Origin of the sequence: Thalassotalea sp. Y01 (assembly GCF_012932945.1) — a bacterium.
Classification (GTDB): domain Bacteria; phylum Pseudomonadota; class Gammaproteobacteria; order Enterobacterales; family Alteromonadaceae; genus Thalassotalea_A.
The window spans coordinates 544432-560325 of sequence record NZ_JABBXG010000001.1 but is presented as its reverse complement, the minus strand read 5'-3'; the positions used below and the strand labels follow the sequence as shown (position 1 = coordinate 560325).

Sequence of the window (15894 nt, the reverse complement as noted above, 5' to 3'; positions counted from 1 at the left end):
GAAATAAGAAATTCCAGTTAAAGCTAGAGGCTTATTCAGCCTAGCTTTGCGCGTTGATCAGCGCTTGGAGTTCTTGTTTTTCCGACGAGTTTAATTGTCCCATACGGGCTTTTTGTAACAATAATTCGGTACGTTTTTCGACAAAACTGTTTATCAGTTTTTCCAGTATGTCGGTAAACACATGTTCTGCCGCATCGCCATCAATGTGGTGTTCCCACATCAATAACTTTGACAATATTTTTTCTTGTTCAGTTCCACGCCACATTTCAATCAACTGACTAGAGTTCATTTGTGGTTTTTGTTTGCATTGCTGCATGAGTTGTTTGAACAAGTCAATGCCGGGCATCTCGATTCGATCGAGTACGCTTAAATCATCGAGTACATTTACTAAATGGGGATGCTCAAGCAATAATGCAATAGCTAATCTCACCGGAGTTACTTTTGCGGTGGTTTTTTTTGCATTTTTTGTCACATTACGGGCTTGGTTTTGATTCAATCGCTCTAATTGTTGCTGCGAGCCGGAGCCAAATTTATTGGCTAACTCATTAACAATTGAATCTTTTAACACACTGTCTGGTAGTTTTTGCAAATACGGTTGAAATGTTTCAACTAAGGATGCTTTACCTTCGAGCGAATTGATATCTACTTGCTGCATTAAATGATCGAATAAAAACTGCGATAACGGGGTTGCGGTATCAAGTAATTTCTCGAAAGCTTGCTGACCCTGTTGGCGAATTAGAGTATCTGGATCTTCACCATCGGGAACAAAAACAAACTTCAAGCTAATGCCGTCACGCACCAAAGGCAGAGCATTTTCCATGGCTCGCCAAGCCGCATCGCGACCAGCTTTGTCGCCATCGTAGCAGCAAATAACTTCTTTAACGGTACGGAACATGGTTTGCAATTGCTCAGTTGAAGTCGACGTACCTAATGACGCCACCGCATACGGAATACCATGTTGCGCTAAGGCAACAACGTCCATATAGCCTTCAACCACCACCAAACGCTGCAGGTCTTTGCAATACTTCTTCGCTTCGTAAAGGCCATAGAGTTCCTGGCCTTTATGATAAATTCGGGTTTCTGGCGAGTTCAGGTATTTCGGCGTTCCATCTTGAATCACTCGACCACCAAAACCAATTACTCGGCCTCGCTTGTCTTTGATTGGGAACATTAAACGACCACGAAATCGATCGTATGGGCGATTTTTATCGCCTTGAATCGCCATGCCTAAATCCACCAGTTGTTTTTGACTTTGACTGGCGTTACCAAACACCTTCATCATGTCGTCCCAACTGTCTGCTGAGTAGCCTATTGAAAATTGCTTGGCGACTTCACCCGTTAAGCCACGGCCTTTAAGGTATTCGATAACCATGGCAGAGTCAGCGTGTTGGCGCAGATTTTTCTGATAAAACTGGCTGATCTGACCAAGCAATTCATAATCATCTTGTTTTTGTCTGTGCGCCAGTTGTGCTTTTTTCAGTTCAGCAGGACTTTGATGGGTTTGCTCCCGCTCAACTTCCATACCGTGAAAGCCGGCAAGCTCTTCGATGGCATCGACAAACTCAAGTCTATCGTATTCCATAACAAAACTGATGGCATTACCGTGCGCACCGCAACCAAAGCAGTGATAAAACTGCTTGTCGCGAGAGACGGTAAACGATGGGCTTTTTTCGCTGTGAAATGGACAACACGCTTGATAATTTTTACCGGCTTTTTTTAATGGCACGCGCGACTCAACCAGTTCGACTATGTCGGTACGAGCGAGTAGATCATCAATAAAGGAGCGTGGGATTAATCCTGCCATGTTCTGTAATTATTATCTGCTGATGTGTTATTCAGGGGAAAAGTTACTATAACAAATTCGTCTTTCAATAGACAATCGTTGTCGACACACTGTGGTGAATATTTAGCAATTAGCAAAAAAAAACCGCACCTAAGAGTGCGGTTTTTATATCAACTAATTTGACTTATGCATTCAATGCAGCACGTACCTGACCACTTACTTGGCCAAGATCAGCACGTCCTTGCATTTTCGGCTTTAACACGCCCATCACTTTACCCATGTCAGCCATTGAAGCGGCACCGGTGTCGGTAATAGCTTGCTCGATCAGTGCTTTGATCTCGTCAGCCGTTAGTGCTTGCGGAAGAAACTCTTCCAAAACGACAGTTTCAGCTAGTTCGCTGGCAGCTTGTTCAGGACGACCGCCATCGGTGTACATGGCTGCAGATTCTTTTCGTTGCTTGATCATTTTGGTGATCAAGGCAATGATGTCGTCGTCGGTCACGTCTTTTTGACCGTCAATTTGCGCCTGCTTAATAGCTGACAACGCCATACGTATTACGCCAAGACGAGGTTTGTCTTTAGCACGCATGGCGTTTTTCATTTCGTTGCTGAGTTGTTCAAACAAACTCATAATTTAAGCGATTATGCCTAAAGTCTTAGTATAAACGAACGCGACGAGCGTTTTCGCGAGCAACTTTCTTCGCGTGACGCTTAACTGCAGCCGCTTTTTTACGCTTACGTTCCCAAGTCGGCTTTTCGAAAGATTCGCGACGACGAACTTCAGAAAGGATACCTGCTTTTTCACATGAACGCTTAAAACGACGTAGAGCTACATCAAACGGCTCGTTTTCTCTTACTTTAATTACTGGCATTGTGCCTCTCACCTCTAGTGAATACTGTTGACCCGATATACAAATAATCGTGTCTGATTAAAAATGGTGCAGCATTTTAATCCGATCCATTCACCAATGTAAAGGCTTAAATGGTTTTTTATTGAAAAGCTGTGGTGAAAAAACTAATTGGGAGTTAAAATTGCTCCGCTTACGGCAATGTGCTGTAAAATTAATGTTAATTCTGCCAATGGAATCTTAGATTTATGCGAATTTTAGGTATTGAAACCTCATGCGATGAAACCGGTATTGCCATTTATGATGAACAGCAGGGCATTATGGCCCATAAGCTGTATTCTCAAATCGAAGTGCATGCCGATTATGGTGGTGTCGTACCTGAATTAGCATCACGTGATCATGTGCGCAAGACCATACCATTAATTAAAGAAGCATTAAAGGAAGCGGGACTGTCACCAGCGGATTTAGATGGTGTTGCTTATACTGCCGGCCCTGGTTTGGTCGGTGCCTTATTGGTGGGTTGCTCAATAGGTCGCTCATTAGCCTACGGTTGGAACCTACCAGCGGTGCCTGTGCATCATATGGAAGGTCATTTATTGGCGCCTATGTTGGAAAACGATGTACCAGAGTTTCCATTTATTGCCTTATTAGTGTCTGGTGGCCACACCATGTTGGTTCGTGTCGACGGGATTGGCCAATATGAAATGCTAGGTGAGTCGGTTGATGATGCGGCGGGTGAAGCGTTTGATAAAACCGCTAAGTTACTTGGTCTTGATTACCCAGGTGGCCCGGTGTTAGCAAAAATGGCGGAAGCTGGCCAGCAAGGCCGTTATAAGTTTCCGCGACCGATGACCGACAGACCTGGCCTTGATTTTAGTTTCTCAGGCTTAAAAACTTTTGCTGCAAATACCATTCGCGATAATGACAGCAGCGATCAAACCAAAGCGGATATTGCATATGCTTTCCAAGAAGCGGTTGTCGATACCTTAGCGATTAAATGCAAACGTGCATTACAACAATGTGGTTTAAATCGATTGGTTATCGCCGGGGGCGTAAGTGCGAATACGTCGTTACGTGAAAAGCTGGCGGCGACCATGCAAAAGTTGAATGGCAAGGTATATTATCCTCGCCCAGAATTTTGTACCGATAATGGTGCGATGATAGCCTTTGCTGGTATGCAACGTCTTAAATCCGGTGTCAGCGCTGATTTGACTTTTAAAGCCAACCCGCGTTGGCCTTTAGATACATTGCCACCAGTCTAGTTAAGCGTGGCAACATTTTAGACTTTGTCTTCTTTGCCTTTTATTAGGCGCATGATGTTGTCACGGTGTCTGAATATGATCAGTACCGACAACATAGTTACCGAATTGGTATACAGCGGTTTTATAATAAAGGTATATAGTGGCGCTAATGATACGGTGACAATTGCCGCTAATGACGAGTAGCGGCTGAATTTGACGATCAAGCCCCAAGTGATGATTAGCGCAATTGCCATTATCCAGCTAATCGGCGCTAACGCACCAAAGGCGGTCGCTACGGCTTTACCACCTTTGAAATTAAAAAATATTGGATACATATGGCCAAGGCAGGCAGCGATGGCGATAAAGCCAAGGTGTAATGGTTCGACCCCGAGTTTATAAGCACCCCACACCGGAACCATTCCCTTTAACACATCAAACAACAATACCGCTGCCGCGGTTGCCTTATTACTCATGCGCAAAACATTAGTGGCGCCTGGGTTATTAGAACCTTGTGTTCTTGGGTCGGGTAAGCCTCGTAAGCGGCATATTAATACGGCACTGGAAATGGAGCCAAACAAATAGGCGACAATAACAATGCAAATTGTCATAAACAACGGACGGTCTCCTATTTTGTATGGTGATTATCTTTGTTTGTTTTTTGAACAAAGCGTTTATTGTGCCATTCTAACAACACAATGAGTGGTTTTTCCATATAACATTAGGGTAAAATTGTGTTTTTGTTAATAAGAGTGCTAAGTCAGCATGGATATCGTCTTTATTGAAGGTCTGAAAATAGACACTACTATTGGCTATTATGATTGGGAAAAAACCATCAAACAGCCGCTTATCTTTGATCTGCAAATGGGCTGTGACATTCGTGCTGCGGCGTCTGGTGATGAACTGGCCAAAACCCTTGATTATGCGCAAATCTCCAATGAGATTGAAACCTTTGCCAATGCTAAAGTTGTTGATTTATTAGAAACTTTGGCAGAAAACCTAAGTCAGCATTTAATGCAAACCTTTCAAATAAAATGGCTCAAATTAAAAATCAATAAACCAGATGCGGTTGCCAATGCCAGTGGTGTTGGCGTCATTATTGAAAGAGGCAGTAAAGCTTAATGGCTCAGGTTTATATTTCAATTGGCAGCAATATTGATCGCGAAAACCAAATTATTTTGGCGGCTCGCGCTTTATATAGTGAATTTGATAATGTGGTGTTGTCATCGGTATATGAATGCGAACCCGTGGGTTTTAGCGGTGAAAATTTTTATAACTTAGTCGCCAAAGTTGAAACCTCAAAGTCACCCGAGTACATTGGCGCGCTGTTAAAGTCGTTGGAAAAGCAGCATGGTCGAGTTGATTTTTCTAAGAAATTTAGCCCTCGTAAGATGGATTTAGATATTTTATTGTATGATGATTTAGTGATGGATGAACCGGTGCAGTTGCCCCGTGATGAAATCCCATTAAACGCCTATGTTTTGCAACCACTGGCTGAGTTAGCGCCAGATGAGATTCACCCGGTATTGCAAAAAAGCTATCAACAAATTTGGCAAGAGTACGATAAAAGCCTACAGTATCTAACGCGCGTAGAATTTACATGGCCTGAATTACGCTAGCAGCAAAGCCTAAGCCGTGAAAAGTTAGCCTCTTAAATGAAGGCAAAACGGCGACAAAATAATAACAAAGGAACGCTCTTCTTAGCATGTCTACTATTGAAACCATTATCTTGGCATTGATTCAGGGACTCACCGAGTTTTTGCCAATCTCCAGTTCTGCTCATCTTATTTTACCGTCACAACTGTTAGGCTGGGTTGACCAAGGTTTGGCGTTTGATGTTGCGGTCCATGTCGGCACCTTGTTGGCTGTGGTGCTGTATTTTCGCAAAGAAGTAGGCAGCATGCTGTTTGCCTGGACTGATAGTGTTATTCATAAAAAACACAGTTTTGATGCGACATTAGCCTGGTGGATTATCTTTGCCACCATTCCTGCCGGATTGTTTGGTTTATTCGGTAAAGACTTTATTGAAGAGAATTTACGTAGTGCCGCTGTGATAGCCTTTACCACGATTGTATTTGGTTTGTTGCTGGGTTTTGTCGATATCAAAGGCAAGCAAAACAAACAAATCGAACACTTAGGCTTTAAAGGGGCAATGTTGGTTGGTTTAGCACAAGCCACGGCATTGATTCCTGGTACCTCGCGCTCAGGCATCACCATGACCATGGGTATGATGCTTGGCTTAACACGAGATGCCGCCGCTCGTTTTTCGTTTTTATTATCCATTCCTGCCATTGCCATGGCCGGCAGTTATTTGACTTTAAAGCTGATTCTTGAAGCGAATGGGGTTGATTGGCAAGCAATAGCCCTTGGTGCGATAGTTGCGTTTGTTAGTGCATACACTTGCATTCATTATTTTCTGATTCTACTCGATAAGTTGGGCATGATGCCGTTTGTGATCTATCGCTTAATACTAGGCGTTTTTTTACTTTGGTTTATTGTTTAGGGTTTTAACAGCTAATAACGCGAAGAGCTAAGTACTAAGTGTTATAACAGCAAAAAGCCAAGCACTAACCGTGCACTGGTTCGGATAGTAAACCTTGAGATTGCAGCGTTGGAATGTCAATTTTCGGACATCGGTCGACTATCATATCGATACCATATTGCTGCGCTAATGCTTGTGCATCGGCATCAATAACGCCCAATTGTGTCCATATCTTTCCGATTGCCAATGTATGACACTGTTCAACAATATCGGCTAAATACTTAGGCAATCTAAACACATCTACCATATCGATAGGCTCGCTAATGTTGGCAACAACGCCGGCAAGAGATGCGAATACCGTCTCATTGTGCAAGGTTTGCCCTGCTAATTGTGGGTTAACCGGTAAGACCCTATAGCCTTGTTTTTGCAAGTACGCCATCACGCGATGGCTGGCACGTTGCGGTTTGTCGCTGGCGCCGATCAAAGCGATGGTTTTTACTTGCTTAAGAGTATCAATAATATCCTGCATGGTGTTTTCGCTAATATTTTAGTTAACGCGTTTATTTTAGTTGGCTAATTTAACGGTACGCTGCAGTTAGTTTAGAACATGCCTGGCTTTTACGGACGTAACTGCTGCACGAGTTCTAACCTTTTATTATAAATGGCCTGTTTGATCGCCAATCCTTGCAAGCCTTGGGCTACATACTCTTTTGCGTTTACCGTTAAACACGTTTGCATCACATGCCTTAAGTAATCCGCTTGTGGGTAGGCTGAGTCTTCGAGCCCCGTGCGGCCTCGAGCATCGGCTTCACATGCCAATAAAAACCACTCAAATTGCTCTTTTTTACGCCAAGCATCGAGTTTATCAAACAGGCTTAGTATGGTGCTGGGTTTGAGCTCAAGCGCTCGATGACAATGCAAGTGAAATTCACACACTTTAAGGCTTAATTCTTTAATCTGATTCGGTACTCGAAACGCCTCACACACCTGTTCTACCAATGGTAGACCTGCCTTTTCGTGGCCGCGATGGCTTGGCCAGTGTTTTTTAGCTGTCAGTCCTTTGCCTAGATCGTGACATAAGCTGGCAAATCGTACCGCTAAGTCATCACTTAAGCGCACTGATTGTTGCAATACCATTAGTGTATGTACGCCAGAATCTATTTCTGGGTGATGCGCTGGTGGGTTCGGTACGCCCCATAGCGCATCCAAACTAGGCCAAATAACTTTTAAGGCACCGCAATCACGCAACACTTGAATAAAAACATCAGGATCGTGTTCGAGTAGCGCTCGAGACATTTCTTTCCAGACTCTGTCCGCCGTTAGATGATTTAATTCGCCAGACTCTGCCATTTGTTGCATTAAGGCGTTGGTTTCGTCAGCTACCTTAAAGCCCAAATGATGATAGCGTGCGGCAAAACGAGCAACCCGTAGTACCCGTAAAGGGTCTTCAGCAAAGGCAGAGGAGACATGACGCAGTAATTTTTTTGCTAAGTCTTGTTGGCCACCATACGGGTCAAAAATTTGCCCTTGTTGGTTTTGTGCCATGGCATTGATGGTGAGATCGCGGCGGATCAAGTCTTGCTCAAGTGTGACATCGGGTTCGGCATAACACGTAAAGCCGGTATAGCCTTTGCCTTGCTTGCGTTCGGTGCGTGCTAGCGCGTATTCATCTTTGCTAATCGGGTGGAGAAAAACCGGAAAGTCCTTGCCGACTTGTTTAAAGCCAAGTTGCAACATGGTATCGCGACTGACACCGACCACTAGGTAATCGTGTTCATGTACATCACGGCCGAGTAGCGTATCGCGCACTGCGCCGCCAACCAGAAAGGTATTTTCAGCAATGGCATCCAGATTTGCTGTCATGGGAGTAAAATGGCACTAATTTGTTGATTGTTTGTAAGTGTATCGCACTTTTCACCAGCAAAATAGCGGCAAATTTTGACTTATCAGTGATGTTTGGTTAGCGTTTGAGGTAATCGACATTAAAAATAACATCATGAATCAAAATTATCTGCAATATTTCGGTCTGAGCGAAGCGCCTTTCTCCATCGCTCCTAACCCTGACTACCTGTATATGAGCCCTCGCCATAAAGAGGCTTTGGCACATCTGACCTATGGGTTTGGCGAAGCTGGTGGCTTTGTTATGTTAACGGGAGAGGTAGGTACCGGTAAAACCACGGTATCAAAACGCTTGCTGAGCCAATTACCGGCGAATACACAAGCGGCGTTTATCCTAAACCCAACGTTGTCTGCATATGAATTATTGGCGACCGTCTGTGACGAGTTGTCGATTAAGTACAGTGATGGCGCAACACTCAAACATCTTACCGATGCGATATTGAATCATCTATTGGAAAACCATCAACATGGTCGCAATACACTGTTGGTGATTGATGAAGCCCAGCACCTTGAGCCTCAGGTATTGGAGCAACTGCGTTTACTGACCAATCTTGAAACCCATACCAAAAAGCTACTGCAGGTTATTTTAATTGGTCAGCCTGAATTACAAGAGTTACTAAAACGTAAAGATTTACGTCAATTGGCACAGCGCATTACCGCTCGTTATCATCTACTGCCACTAAGTTTTAATGAAACCCAGCAATATATAGAGCATCGATTGACGATTGCCGGCAGTAACCGACCGATATTCGATAAATCGGCGGTTAAATTGATTCAGAAAATATCAGGTGGTGTACCTAGGCTGATAAATGTATTGTGTGATCGCTCATTACTTGGCGCTTACGCAGAGCATCAAACCCATGTTGATAAACGCTTAATTGGCGCTGCCGCCAAAGAAGCACTCAACATGGATACAAAAAAATTTAGCCCATGGCAAACAACTTGGGCCAAGGCTGCTATGTTTAGTGCCTTCGTGTTGATACCGGCAGCAATTGGTGCGGTTTTAGGTGAGCAACAACTTAACCGTGAAAAGCAGTTGTTTGCGGTCAGTGAACAACGCCTTAAGGTGTTTAATGATGAGCAACTGAATCAACAGCGCAGTTATATCAGTAATACCCTGATAAACAGCAGTCGCGAGTTGAATACGGCGTTTACCGAATTATATCGTCAATGGCATATCGATTATATTGCTAGTGATAAAAACGTCTGTGCAGCCGCGCAAGAATTTAATTTACAGTGTCATTGGTTTAACGGCAGTTTTGAAATTTTATTGGCGTTAGGCCATAAGTCGATCATTGCCTTTTACGACGAAAACGGCGTGCCTTTTTATGGTGTCGTTGACGGCAAAACCAATACCGGCAGTAATGACGTATTAAACGTTAATTTTGCTGGTAATACGGTATTACTTAATAAAAACTTTGTTGCCCGTCGCTACAATCAACAAGCGGTATTGTTATGGCAACCGCCAGCAGAGTATGTCGACAACCTCAGTGAGGATGATAGCCCATCATTATTGTTATGGAGTGAGCAGCAATTGGCGAAAGCGCAGGGTCGACCGGTTCGTCAACTCAATAAACAAGATGCATTGTTTAGCAACCAACTGGCACAGTTCAAACGCATCAAGAGTGGCGAGACATTAACCGACATTGAAACTGCAATTGCGTTAAGTAGCTTTCAATATCAATTGCCAACTTCGATTGACGCGCAAGACGCGGCTAATGTTGTTGATGATTCAACCGCACAAGTAGAGGGAGAATAGGTCATGTCATTTATTTTATCCTCATTACAAAAAAACGATAACCAAGCCGACAATAAGCAAGATACAGTGCCATCGCTGGCAGCGGATGACTTGCAAAAAGAGTTGCAGCAACCTGGGCAAGCAACGGCAGTAGACAGCGAAGGTGTCAACTGGCAAAAACCTATGTTTGTGATGGTGATTATTGTGTTAAGTGGGGCGCTCGGTTATTTCTTTATGGGCGGTATGCAAGCCTATCAATTAACGCAACAACGCCAATTATTAGAGCAACAACTTAGTCAAACAACCGCGGCTGAGCCCGAAGAGTTGATTAGCCTTAATGTGAATCAACCAATGCACGCACATTTTATCGATGGCGCGGCGTTTAATCAGCAAATGCGTGAGCAACGACTTGCCAATGTTGAACAAAAACGAGCTGAACAAGCATTATTGGCAAAACAGCAAAGCGATCGCATTGCCGCGGAAAAACAAGCGCAAAATCAGCAATTGCAGCAGCAAATCAAATCTTTATTAGCTCTGCAAGACAAACAAAACCAGCAAGCACAAGTGACAAACAGTAATCGTGCTGAACCTGCGCCTGTAGTTGAGGAGCCAAAGTTTTCGCTGAATACCGATGAGTTGCAAGGTGTTGACCCTAAATTATTGGCTGCCGTCGAGAATGCGTTGAATGAGACCATGACAGCGCAGAGTGGTGCAGAGCCGGTCGCCGAACAAAAGCCGGTGGAACGCGTTAAACCATTGGGACAAATGCCTAGTTGGCTGCATAATGAATTACCGGAACTGGTGTTTTCATTGCATATGTATACCTCCGATTCTGCCACCAGCTGGGTTCGTCTCAACGATAAAGACTATTATACCGGTAATGTTACTCAAGAAGGCATCACCATCGAGCGTATCGAGCCACAATTGGTGATCATGCAGTACAAAGGCATGCGCTTTAGTATGCAGGCGCTATCGTCATGGTAGGGCTGTATGGCTCTGCTAGATAGGGTGTCTAAGCAAACCATCTAAGCAAATCGTGCATGCAAACGTATAAGTAAACGTCTAGGCAAACCACTTTAGGCAACGTGTCATTGTCGCCACTGTGCCTAGGTAAAGACATGAAAATAAAAAAGAGAGCGAATAAGCTCTCTTTTTTTGTTTTCGGATTATGGTTTGAAGATTAAGCTATTGCCAAGCGGGTAGCGCTTCTTCATAGGCTTTGATCTTATCTTTCTTTTGTAAAGTCCAACCAACCGCGTCAATACCGTTTTGTAGGCAATACCGTTGAAATTCAGTCAAGCTAAACGGGTATTGGCTATTTCCGTGCTTTACCGTCATGCTGGTTAAATCAACGGTCAATTGCAGTTCAGATTGGTGATAGTCAGCAAATAAGCTATCTATAACATCAGCGGCTAACACAACAGGGACCATACCAATGTTGATGCAGTTGCCAAAAAAGATGTCGGCAAAGCTCGGTGCTATAACAACTTTGAAGCCAAACTCTTGAATCGCCCATGGCGCATGCTCACGAGATGAGCCACAACCAAAGTTTTCCCGTGCCAATAACACGCTGGCACCGGCACTTTCCGGTTTGTTTAAGACAAAATCTGGGTTCGGCTCGGTACCATCGTAATCAAGATAGCGCCAGTCATGGAACAAATGTTCGGCGAAGCCAGTGCGTGTGGTTTTTTGCAAAAACTGTTTTGGAATGATTTGATCGGTGTCAATATTGGCACGATCCAATGCAACAACCTTACCGGTGTGACTTGTAAACTTATCCATTGTTAACTCCTAAACACTGACTTCTGTAAAATGACCGGCAACAGCGGCCGCTGCGGCCATTGCTGGGCTAACAAGATGGGTGCGCGCACCACGTCCTTGACGACCTTCAAAGTTACGGTTGCTGGTTGAAGCACAGCGATCACCTTCGCTTAGTTTGTCATCGTTCATACCCAAACACATCGAGCAACCTGGCAGGCGCCATTCAAAACCCGCGTCAGTAAAAATTTGCGCCAGACCTTCCTGTTCTGCTTGTTGCTTAACTCGATAAGAGCCTGGTACGACAATGGCGGTGACACCGCTGGCGACTTGCTTACCGGCAATAACTTTGGCAGCAATTCGCAAATCTTCTATGCGAGAGTTAGTACATGAGCCAATAAAGACGTTATTAACACTGATGTCGCTGATTTTTGTGCCAGGAGTTAAATTCATATAGCTTAATGCGTTAACACAAGATTCACGCTCAACCGGATCACTAAACTGCTCTGGTGCAGGCACAACATCATCAATCGCTGCAACTTGACCAGGGTTCGTGCCCCAAGTGACTTGCGGTTTAATGCTAGCAGCATCGATTGTGACAACATGATCAAATGTCGCATCGGCATCGGTTTTTAATGTTTGCCAATCATTAACCGCTTCCAACCAAACACCGCCTTTAGGGGCAAACTCTTTATCACATAAGTAATCAAAGGTGGTTTGGTCAGGGGCAATTAAGCCCGCTTTGGCGCCAAACTCGATACTCATATTACATACCGTCATGCGCTCTTCCATGGTTAAATCACGAATCGCCTTGCCGGTATATTCCACCACGTAGCCTGTTGCACCAGCGTGACCGACTGCGCCAATAATCGCTAAGATAATATCCTTGGCGGTAATACCGTGTTGAACGTCACCGGTAACGTGGATGTTCATGGTTTTGGCTTTGTTTTGACGCAAGGTTTGTGTCGCTAACACATGCTCAACTTCTGAGGTACCGATACCAAATGCTAATGCACCGAATGCGCCATGAGTCGCGGTATGTGAATCACCACATACGATCACTTGGCCTGGTAAGGTTAGGCCAAGCTCTGGACCAATAACATGAACGATACCTTGGTTTTTGTGACCCATGCCATAGAGCTCGATGCCAAATTCTTGACAGTTTTTCTCTAACGTCTTTAACTGGTTAGCGGCATTTTCACCGGCGGCATCAATGTCACAGCTTTTCGTGGAAATGTTGTGATCCATGGTCGCTATGGTTCGCGTCGGACTGTGCACAGGGCGATTATGAAACGCTAAGTTTGCAAACGCTTGCGGTGAGGTAACTTCGTGTACCAAATGACGGTCGACAAAAATTAGCGGTGTTTCGCCTTGAACAGCTTCAATTAAGTGACGCTGCCATAACTTTTCATACAAGGTGGTAGCCATGATGTTGTATAACTCCTTTACGACTATATATTAGCGGCAATAAAATCGCCGATTTCGGCTGTTGTTTTAGCGTTGCTGCGATATTCGCTGGCCAGTAGGTCGGCGCTTAGCATACCTTCGTTCAAGGCTTTGGCAACGGCACTTTCTACGGCATCGGCAGCGTCAGGTTGATTTAGGCTGAAACGTAACATCAACGCCGCTGATAATATTTGTGCGATTGGGTTGGCAACCCCTTGACCGGCAATATCTGGTGCTGAACCACCTGCAGGCTCGTACATGCCAAAGTTGTCTTGATTTAAGCTCGCTGACGGTAGCATACCCATTGAGCCGGTGATCATGGCGCAGATATCCGACAAGATATCGCCAAATAGGTTAGGGCATAACATCACATCAAATTGTTCAGGATCTCGCACAAGTTGCATCGCCGCATTATCAACATACATATGCTCTAATTGCACATTAGGGTATTCGCTGGCGACTTCCTCAACCACTTGACGCCATAATTGGCTGGTGGCCAAAACATTGGCTTTGTCTACGGATGTGACTTTGTTGTCACGTTTACTGGCGGCGTCAAACGCTAAATGGGCAATGCGTTTAATTTCGCGACGAGAATACAACATGGTATCAAAACCGGTTTCGTCGTCACCGCTACCTTTACGGCCTTTTGGCTCACCAAAATAGATATCGCCGGTTAATTCGCGTATCACTAACACATCAAAACCCGGTGCGGAAATATCACCACGTAGAGTTGATAAAGACGCCAGTGCCGGTTGTAATGTCGCAGGGCGCATATTACAAAATAAGTCAAAATGCCCACGCAGCCCCAGTAACGCACAACGCTCTGGTTGTTCGGTAGGTGGGAGGCTGGCCCATTTAGGCCCGCCGACACTGCCAAATAAGATGGCATCGGCTTGCTCACAACCTTGCAAGGTTTGTTCAGGTAACGCGTTGCCGTGCAAGTCGATGGCGGCACCACCGACATCAAAATCTTCCATTTCCAGGTTCAATTGAAAACGACTGGCGACTGCATCGAGTACCTTTTTGGCTTCCACCATGACCTCTGGGCCAATACCATCTCCTGCCAATACTGCTATTTTTGCCATTTCAATTAAACTCCTTGAATCTTCTGTTGTTGATGTGCCTGTTGCTTTAAAAACGCGACTTTTTGCGCTCTAGCAATACTGTTTAAGGCGTTGATTAACGCTTTCGCTGACGCTTCAATGACGTCGGTTTCAATGCCGTAACCATGAAAGTTGCGACCTTGGTAGTTTACCACCAAATCGGCTTGACCTAGACCGTCTTCACCTTCACCTTTGTTGGATATTTTGTAATCTGAGACTTCAAATTCGATGTCGACTGCTTGTTTGATGGCTCTATACAATGCATCGACCGGGCCATTACCTGTCGCCGCTTGCGTTTGTACCTCATCATTACAACGGATCTTAATACTGGCGGTGGCGAACTCACCACTGCCAGAGTGCACACTTAAGTATTCGATTTTGTATGCATCACTCTGATCGCGCTGTTGCTTATCAAACAACAAGGCTTCTAAATCTTCATCAAACACTTGGCCCTTTTTATCGGCCAAGGCTAAGAAATCTTGGTACAGCTCTTCTAAATTAAAATCAGTTTCTTGATAACCCAACTCTTGCATCCGATGTTTAATCACATGCCGGCCACTGCGCGATGTTAAGTTAAGTTTGGTTTTGCTGATGCCGACGCTTTCTGGCGTCATGATTTCGTAGGTGTTGGCGTGCTTTAACATACCATCTTGATGAATCCCTGAGGAATGACTAAACGCATTACTGCCGACAATTGCTTTGTTTGGCTGTACTGGCATATTACAAATTTGGCTGACCAACTTGGAGGTACGGGCTATTTCTTTGTGATTGATGTGGGTATTAAGGCCAAGTAAATCGTTGCGAGTTTTTAAAATCATTGCCACTTCTTCTAAAGAGCAATTACCTGCGCGTTCGCCGATACCATTGATGGTGCATTCAATTTGTCTGGCGCCGGCTTGCACAGCGGCGACAGAGTTGGCGACGCTTAAGCCTAAATCATTGTGACAATGCACTGAGATGACCGCTTTGTCGATATTGGGCACGCGATTAAACAAGTCGGTAATAATGCCGCCAAATTCATGTGGCAAGGTATAACCCACCGTATCGGGAATATTGACCGTGGTCGCGCCTGCATCAATCGCAGCTTCGACCATTCGGCATAGGTTGTCTTTTGGTGTACGACCAGCGTCCTCGCAAGAAAATTCAACATCGTCGGTAAATTGGCGGGCAAACTTTACTGCATCAACAGCCATATCTCGCACGTCGCTAAAATCTTTGCGCAGTTTTTGTTGCACATGCACGTCTGAAGTGGAGATAAAGGTATGAATTCTGAATGCATCAGCAACACTCATGGCATCTGCGCACGATTGAATATCGGCTTTTACCGCTCTGGATAGGCCACACACTCTAGAGGTGGTTAAGGTTTTGGCAATGGTTTGCACCGATTCAAAATCGCCAGGTGATGACACCGGAAAACCAACTTCCATGATATCGACCCCTAAGCGCTCGATCGCTAGAGCGATTTGCAGTTTTTCGTGTACCGACAAACTGGCGATCAAAGCCTGTTCGCCATCGCGTAAGGTGGTATCAAAAATTATCACGTTATCACTCATAGCTGGTCCTTTACTCATCTTGAGGTATTGCTGTTCACGTTAATTA

The 15894-nt window shown here is 44.6% G+C and carries 16 protein-coding genes; 6 read left to right on the top strand and 10 right to left on the bottom strand.

What is annotated here, in order from left to right:
• Positions 1 to 40: 40 nt before the first annotated feature.
• From dnaG to rpsU, 3 genes are all read right to left on the bottom strand, one after another.
• Positions 41 to 1804, bottom strand: a complete 1764-nt coding sequence (gene dnaG, locus HII16_RS02260) for a DNA primase (RefSeq protein ID WP_169127091.1) — start codon at positions 1802 to 1804, stop codon at positions 41 to 43.
• A 163-nt stretch (positions 1805 to 1967) separates the two neighbouring features.
• Entirely contained in the window at positions 1968 to 2414 is a 447-nt protein-coding gene (locus HII16_RS02255) for a GatB/YqeY domain-containing protein (protein WP_169127089.1), read from the bottom strand.
• 25 nt (positions 2415 to 2439) lie between these two features.
• Positions 2440 to 2655, bottom strand: a complete 216-nt coding sequence (gene rpsU / locus HII16_RS02250; protein ID WP_135437986.1) for a 30S ribosomal protein S21 — start codon at positions 2653 to 2655, stop codon at positions 2440 to 2442.
• A 224-nt stretch (positions 2656 to 2879) separates the two neighbouring features.
• Between rpsU and tsaD the strand changes: the two genes are divergently transcribed.
• Positions 2880 to 3893, top strand: a complete 1014-nt coding sequence (gene tsaD, locus HII16_RS02245; RefSeq protein ID WP_169127087.1) for a tRNA (adenosine(37)-N6)-threonylcarbamoyltransferase complex transferase subunit TsaD — start codon at positions 2880 to 2882, stop codon at positions 3891 to 3893.
• Between the two features lie 17 nt (positions 3894 to 3910).
• Here tsaD and plsY read toward each other — a convergent pair whose 3' ends face one another.
• The gene (gene plsY / locus HII16_RS02240; protein WP_169127085.1) at positions 3911 to 4480 is read right to left on the bottom strand and encodes a glycerol-3-phosphate 1-O-acyltransferase PlsY; all 570 of its coding nucleotides are present in this window, start codon (positions 4478 to 4480) and stop codon (positions 3911 to 3913) included.
• 154 nt (positions 4481 to 4634) lie between these two features.
• Between plsY and folB the strand changes: the two genes are divergently transcribed.
• The 3 genes from folB to HII16_RS02225 all read left to right on the top strand — a co-directional run bounded on the left by folB (position 4635) and on the right by HII16_RS02225 (position 6372).
• A complete protein-coding gene (gene folB / locus HII16_RS02235) occupies positions 4635 to 4991 on the top strand; it encodes a dihydroneopterin aldolase (RefSeq protein ID WP_169127083.1) in 357 nt (118 codons plus the stop codon).
• Positions 4991 to 5488 carry a 2-amino-4-hydroxy-6-hydroxymethyldihydropteridine diphosphokinase gene (gene folK, locus HII16_RS02230; protein ID WP_169127081.1) on the top strand — a complete coding sequence of 166 codons (498 nt, stop codon included), beginning with the start codon at positions 4991 to 4993 and terminating at the stop codon, positions 5486 to 5488. The genes folB and folK overlap by 1 nt, the downstream gene beginning before the upstream one ends.
• 86 nt (positions 5489 to 5574) lie before the next feature.
• Positions 5575 to 6372, top strand: a complete 798-nt coding sequence (locus HII16_RS02225; RefSeq protein ID WP_169127079.1) for an undecaprenyl-diphosphate phosphatase — start codon at positions 5575 to 5577, stop codon at positions 6370 to 6372.
• Between the two features lie 64 nt (positions 6373 to 6436).
• On the opposite strand, the gene HII16_RS02220 is transcribed toward HII16_RS02225, so the two are convergent.
• Both HII16_RS02220 and HII16_RS02215 read right to left on the bottom strand, forming a co-directional pair.
• On the bottom strand, positions 6437 to 6880 hold the full coding sequence (locus tag HII16_RS02220) for a CoA-binding protein (RefSeq protein WP_169127077.1): 444 nt from the start codon (positions 6878 to 6880) through the stop codon (positions 6437 to 6439).
• Between the two features lie 89 nt (positions 6881 to 6969).
• Positions 6970 to 8214 (bottom strand): multifunctional CCA addition/repair protein, encoded by a 1245-nt coding sequence (locus HII16_RS02215; protein ID WP_169127075.1) that lies wholly within the window; start codon positions 8212 to 8214, stop codon positions 6970 to 6972.
• A 133-nt stretch (positions 8215 to 8347) separates the two neighbouring features.
• On the opposite strand from HII16_RS02215, the gene HII16_RS02210 reads away from it, so the two are divergent.
• On the top strand, positions 8348 to 10009 hold the full coding sequence (locus HII16_RS02210) for an AAA family ATPase (RefSeq protein WP_169127073.1): 1662 nt from the start codon (positions 8348 to 8350) through the stop codon (positions 10007 to 10009).
• Between the two features lie 3 nt (positions 10010 to 10012).
• The gene (locus HII16_RS02205; RefSeq protein ID WP_169127071.1) at positions 10013 to 10972 is read left to right on the top strand and encodes a general secretion pathway protein GspB; all 960 of its coding nucleotides are present in this window, start codon (positions 10013 to 10015) and stop codon (positions 10970 to 10972) included.
• A 201-nt stretch (positions 10973 to 11173) separates the two neighbouring features.
• Here the strand turns inward: HII16_RS02205 and leuD are convergent, their stop codons facing one another.
• Genes leuD through leuA form a run of 4 tightly spaced genes read right to left on the bottom strand, consistent with a single transcriptional unit; the run spans position 11174 to position 15848 of the window.
• Positions 11174 to 11770, bottom strand: a complete 597-nt coding sequence (gene leuD / locus HII16_RS02200; protein WP_169127069.1) for a 3-isopropylmalate dehydratase small subunit — start codon at positions 11768 to 11770, stop codon at positions 11174 to 11176.
• A gap of 9 nt (positions 11771 to 11779) precedes the next feature.
• On the bottom strand, positions 11780 to 13174 hold the full coding sequence (gene leuC, locus HII16_RS02195; RefSeq protein ID WP_211183364.1) for a 3-isopropylmalate dehydratase large subunit: 1395 nt from the start codon (positions 13172 to 13174) through the stop codon (positions 11780 to 11782).
• A gap of 23 nt (positions 13175 to 13197) precedes the next feature.
• On the bottom strand, positions 13198 to 14277 hold the full coding sequence (gene leuB, locus HII16_RS02190) for a 3-isopropylmalate dehydrogenase (RefSeq protein WP_135437974.1): 1080 nt from the start codon (positions 14275 to 14277) through the stop codon (positions 13198 to 13200).
• Positions 14278 to 14282: 5 nt separating this feature from the next.
• The gene (gene leuA, locus HII16_RS02185; protein WP_135437973.1) at positions 14283 to 15848 is read right to left on the bottom strand and encodes a 2-isopropylmalate synthase; all 1566 of its coding nucleotides are present in this window, start codon (positions 15846 to 15848) and stop codon (positions 14283 to 14285) included.
• Positions 15849 to 15894: the final 46 nt, after the last annotated feature.

Bases quoted from the DNA above. Each gene is read 5' to 3' on its own strand.
- dnaG (WP_169127091.1), bottom strand. From the start codon at position 1,804: ATGGCAGGATTAATCCCACGCTCCTTTATTGATGATCTACTCGCTCGT.
- HII16_RS02255 (WP_169127089.1), bottom strand. From the start codon at position 2,414: ATGAGTTTGTTTGAACAACTCAGCAACGAAATGAAAAACGCCATGCGT.
- rpsU (WP_135437986.1), bottom strand. From the start codon at position 2,655: ATGCCAGTAATTAAAGTAAGAGAAAACGAGCCGTTTGATGTAGCTCTA.
- tsaD (WP_169127087.1), top strand. From the start codon at position 2,880: ATGCGAATTTTAGGTATTGAAACCTCATGCGATGAAACCGGTATTGCC.
- plsY (WP_169127085.1), bottom strand. From the start codon at position 4,480: ATGACAATTTGCATTGTTATTGTCGCCTATTTGTTTGGCTCCATTTCC.
- folB (WP_169127083.1), top strand. From the start codon at position 4,635: ATGGATATCGTCTTTATTGAAGGTCTGAAAATAGACACTACTATTGGC.
- folK (WP_169127081.1), top strand. From the start codon at position 4,991: ATGGCTCAGGTTTATATTTCAATTGGCAGCAATATTGATCGCGAAAAC.
- HII16_RS02225 (WP_169127079.1), top strand. From the start codon at position 5,575: ATGTCTACTATTGAAACCATTATCTTGGCATTGATTCAGGGACTCACC.
- HII16_RS02220 (WP_169127077.1), bottom strand. From the start codon at position 6,880: ATGCAGGATATTATTGATACTCTTAAGCAAGTAAAAACCATCGCTTTG.
- HII16_RS02215 (WP_169127075.1), bottom strand. From the start codon at position 8,214: ATGACAGCAAATCTGGATGCCATTGCTGAAAATACCTTTCTGGTTGGC.
- HII16_RS02210 (WP_169127073.1), top strand. From the start codon at position 8,348: ATGAATCAAAATTATCTGCAATATTTCGGTCTGAGCGAAGCGCCTTTC.
- HII16_RS02205 (WP_169127071.1), top strand. From the start codon at position 10,013: ATGTCATTTATTTTATCCTCATTACAAAAAAACGATAACCAAGCCGAC.
- leuD (WP_169127069.1), bottom strand. From the start codon at position 11,770: ATGGATAAGTTTACAAGTCACACCGGTAAGGTTGTTGCATTGGATCGT.
- leuC (WP_211183364.1), bottom strand. From the start codon at position 13,174: ATGGCTACCACCTTGTATGAAAAGTTATGGCAGCGTCACTTAATTGAA.
- leuB (WP_135437974.1), bottom strand. From the start codon at position 14,277: ATGGCAAAAATAGCAGTATTGGCAGGAGATGGTATTGGCCCAGAGGTC.
- leuA (WP_135437973.1), bottom strand. From the start codon at position 15,848: ATGAGTGATAACGTGATAATTTTTGATACCACCTTACGCGATGGCGAA.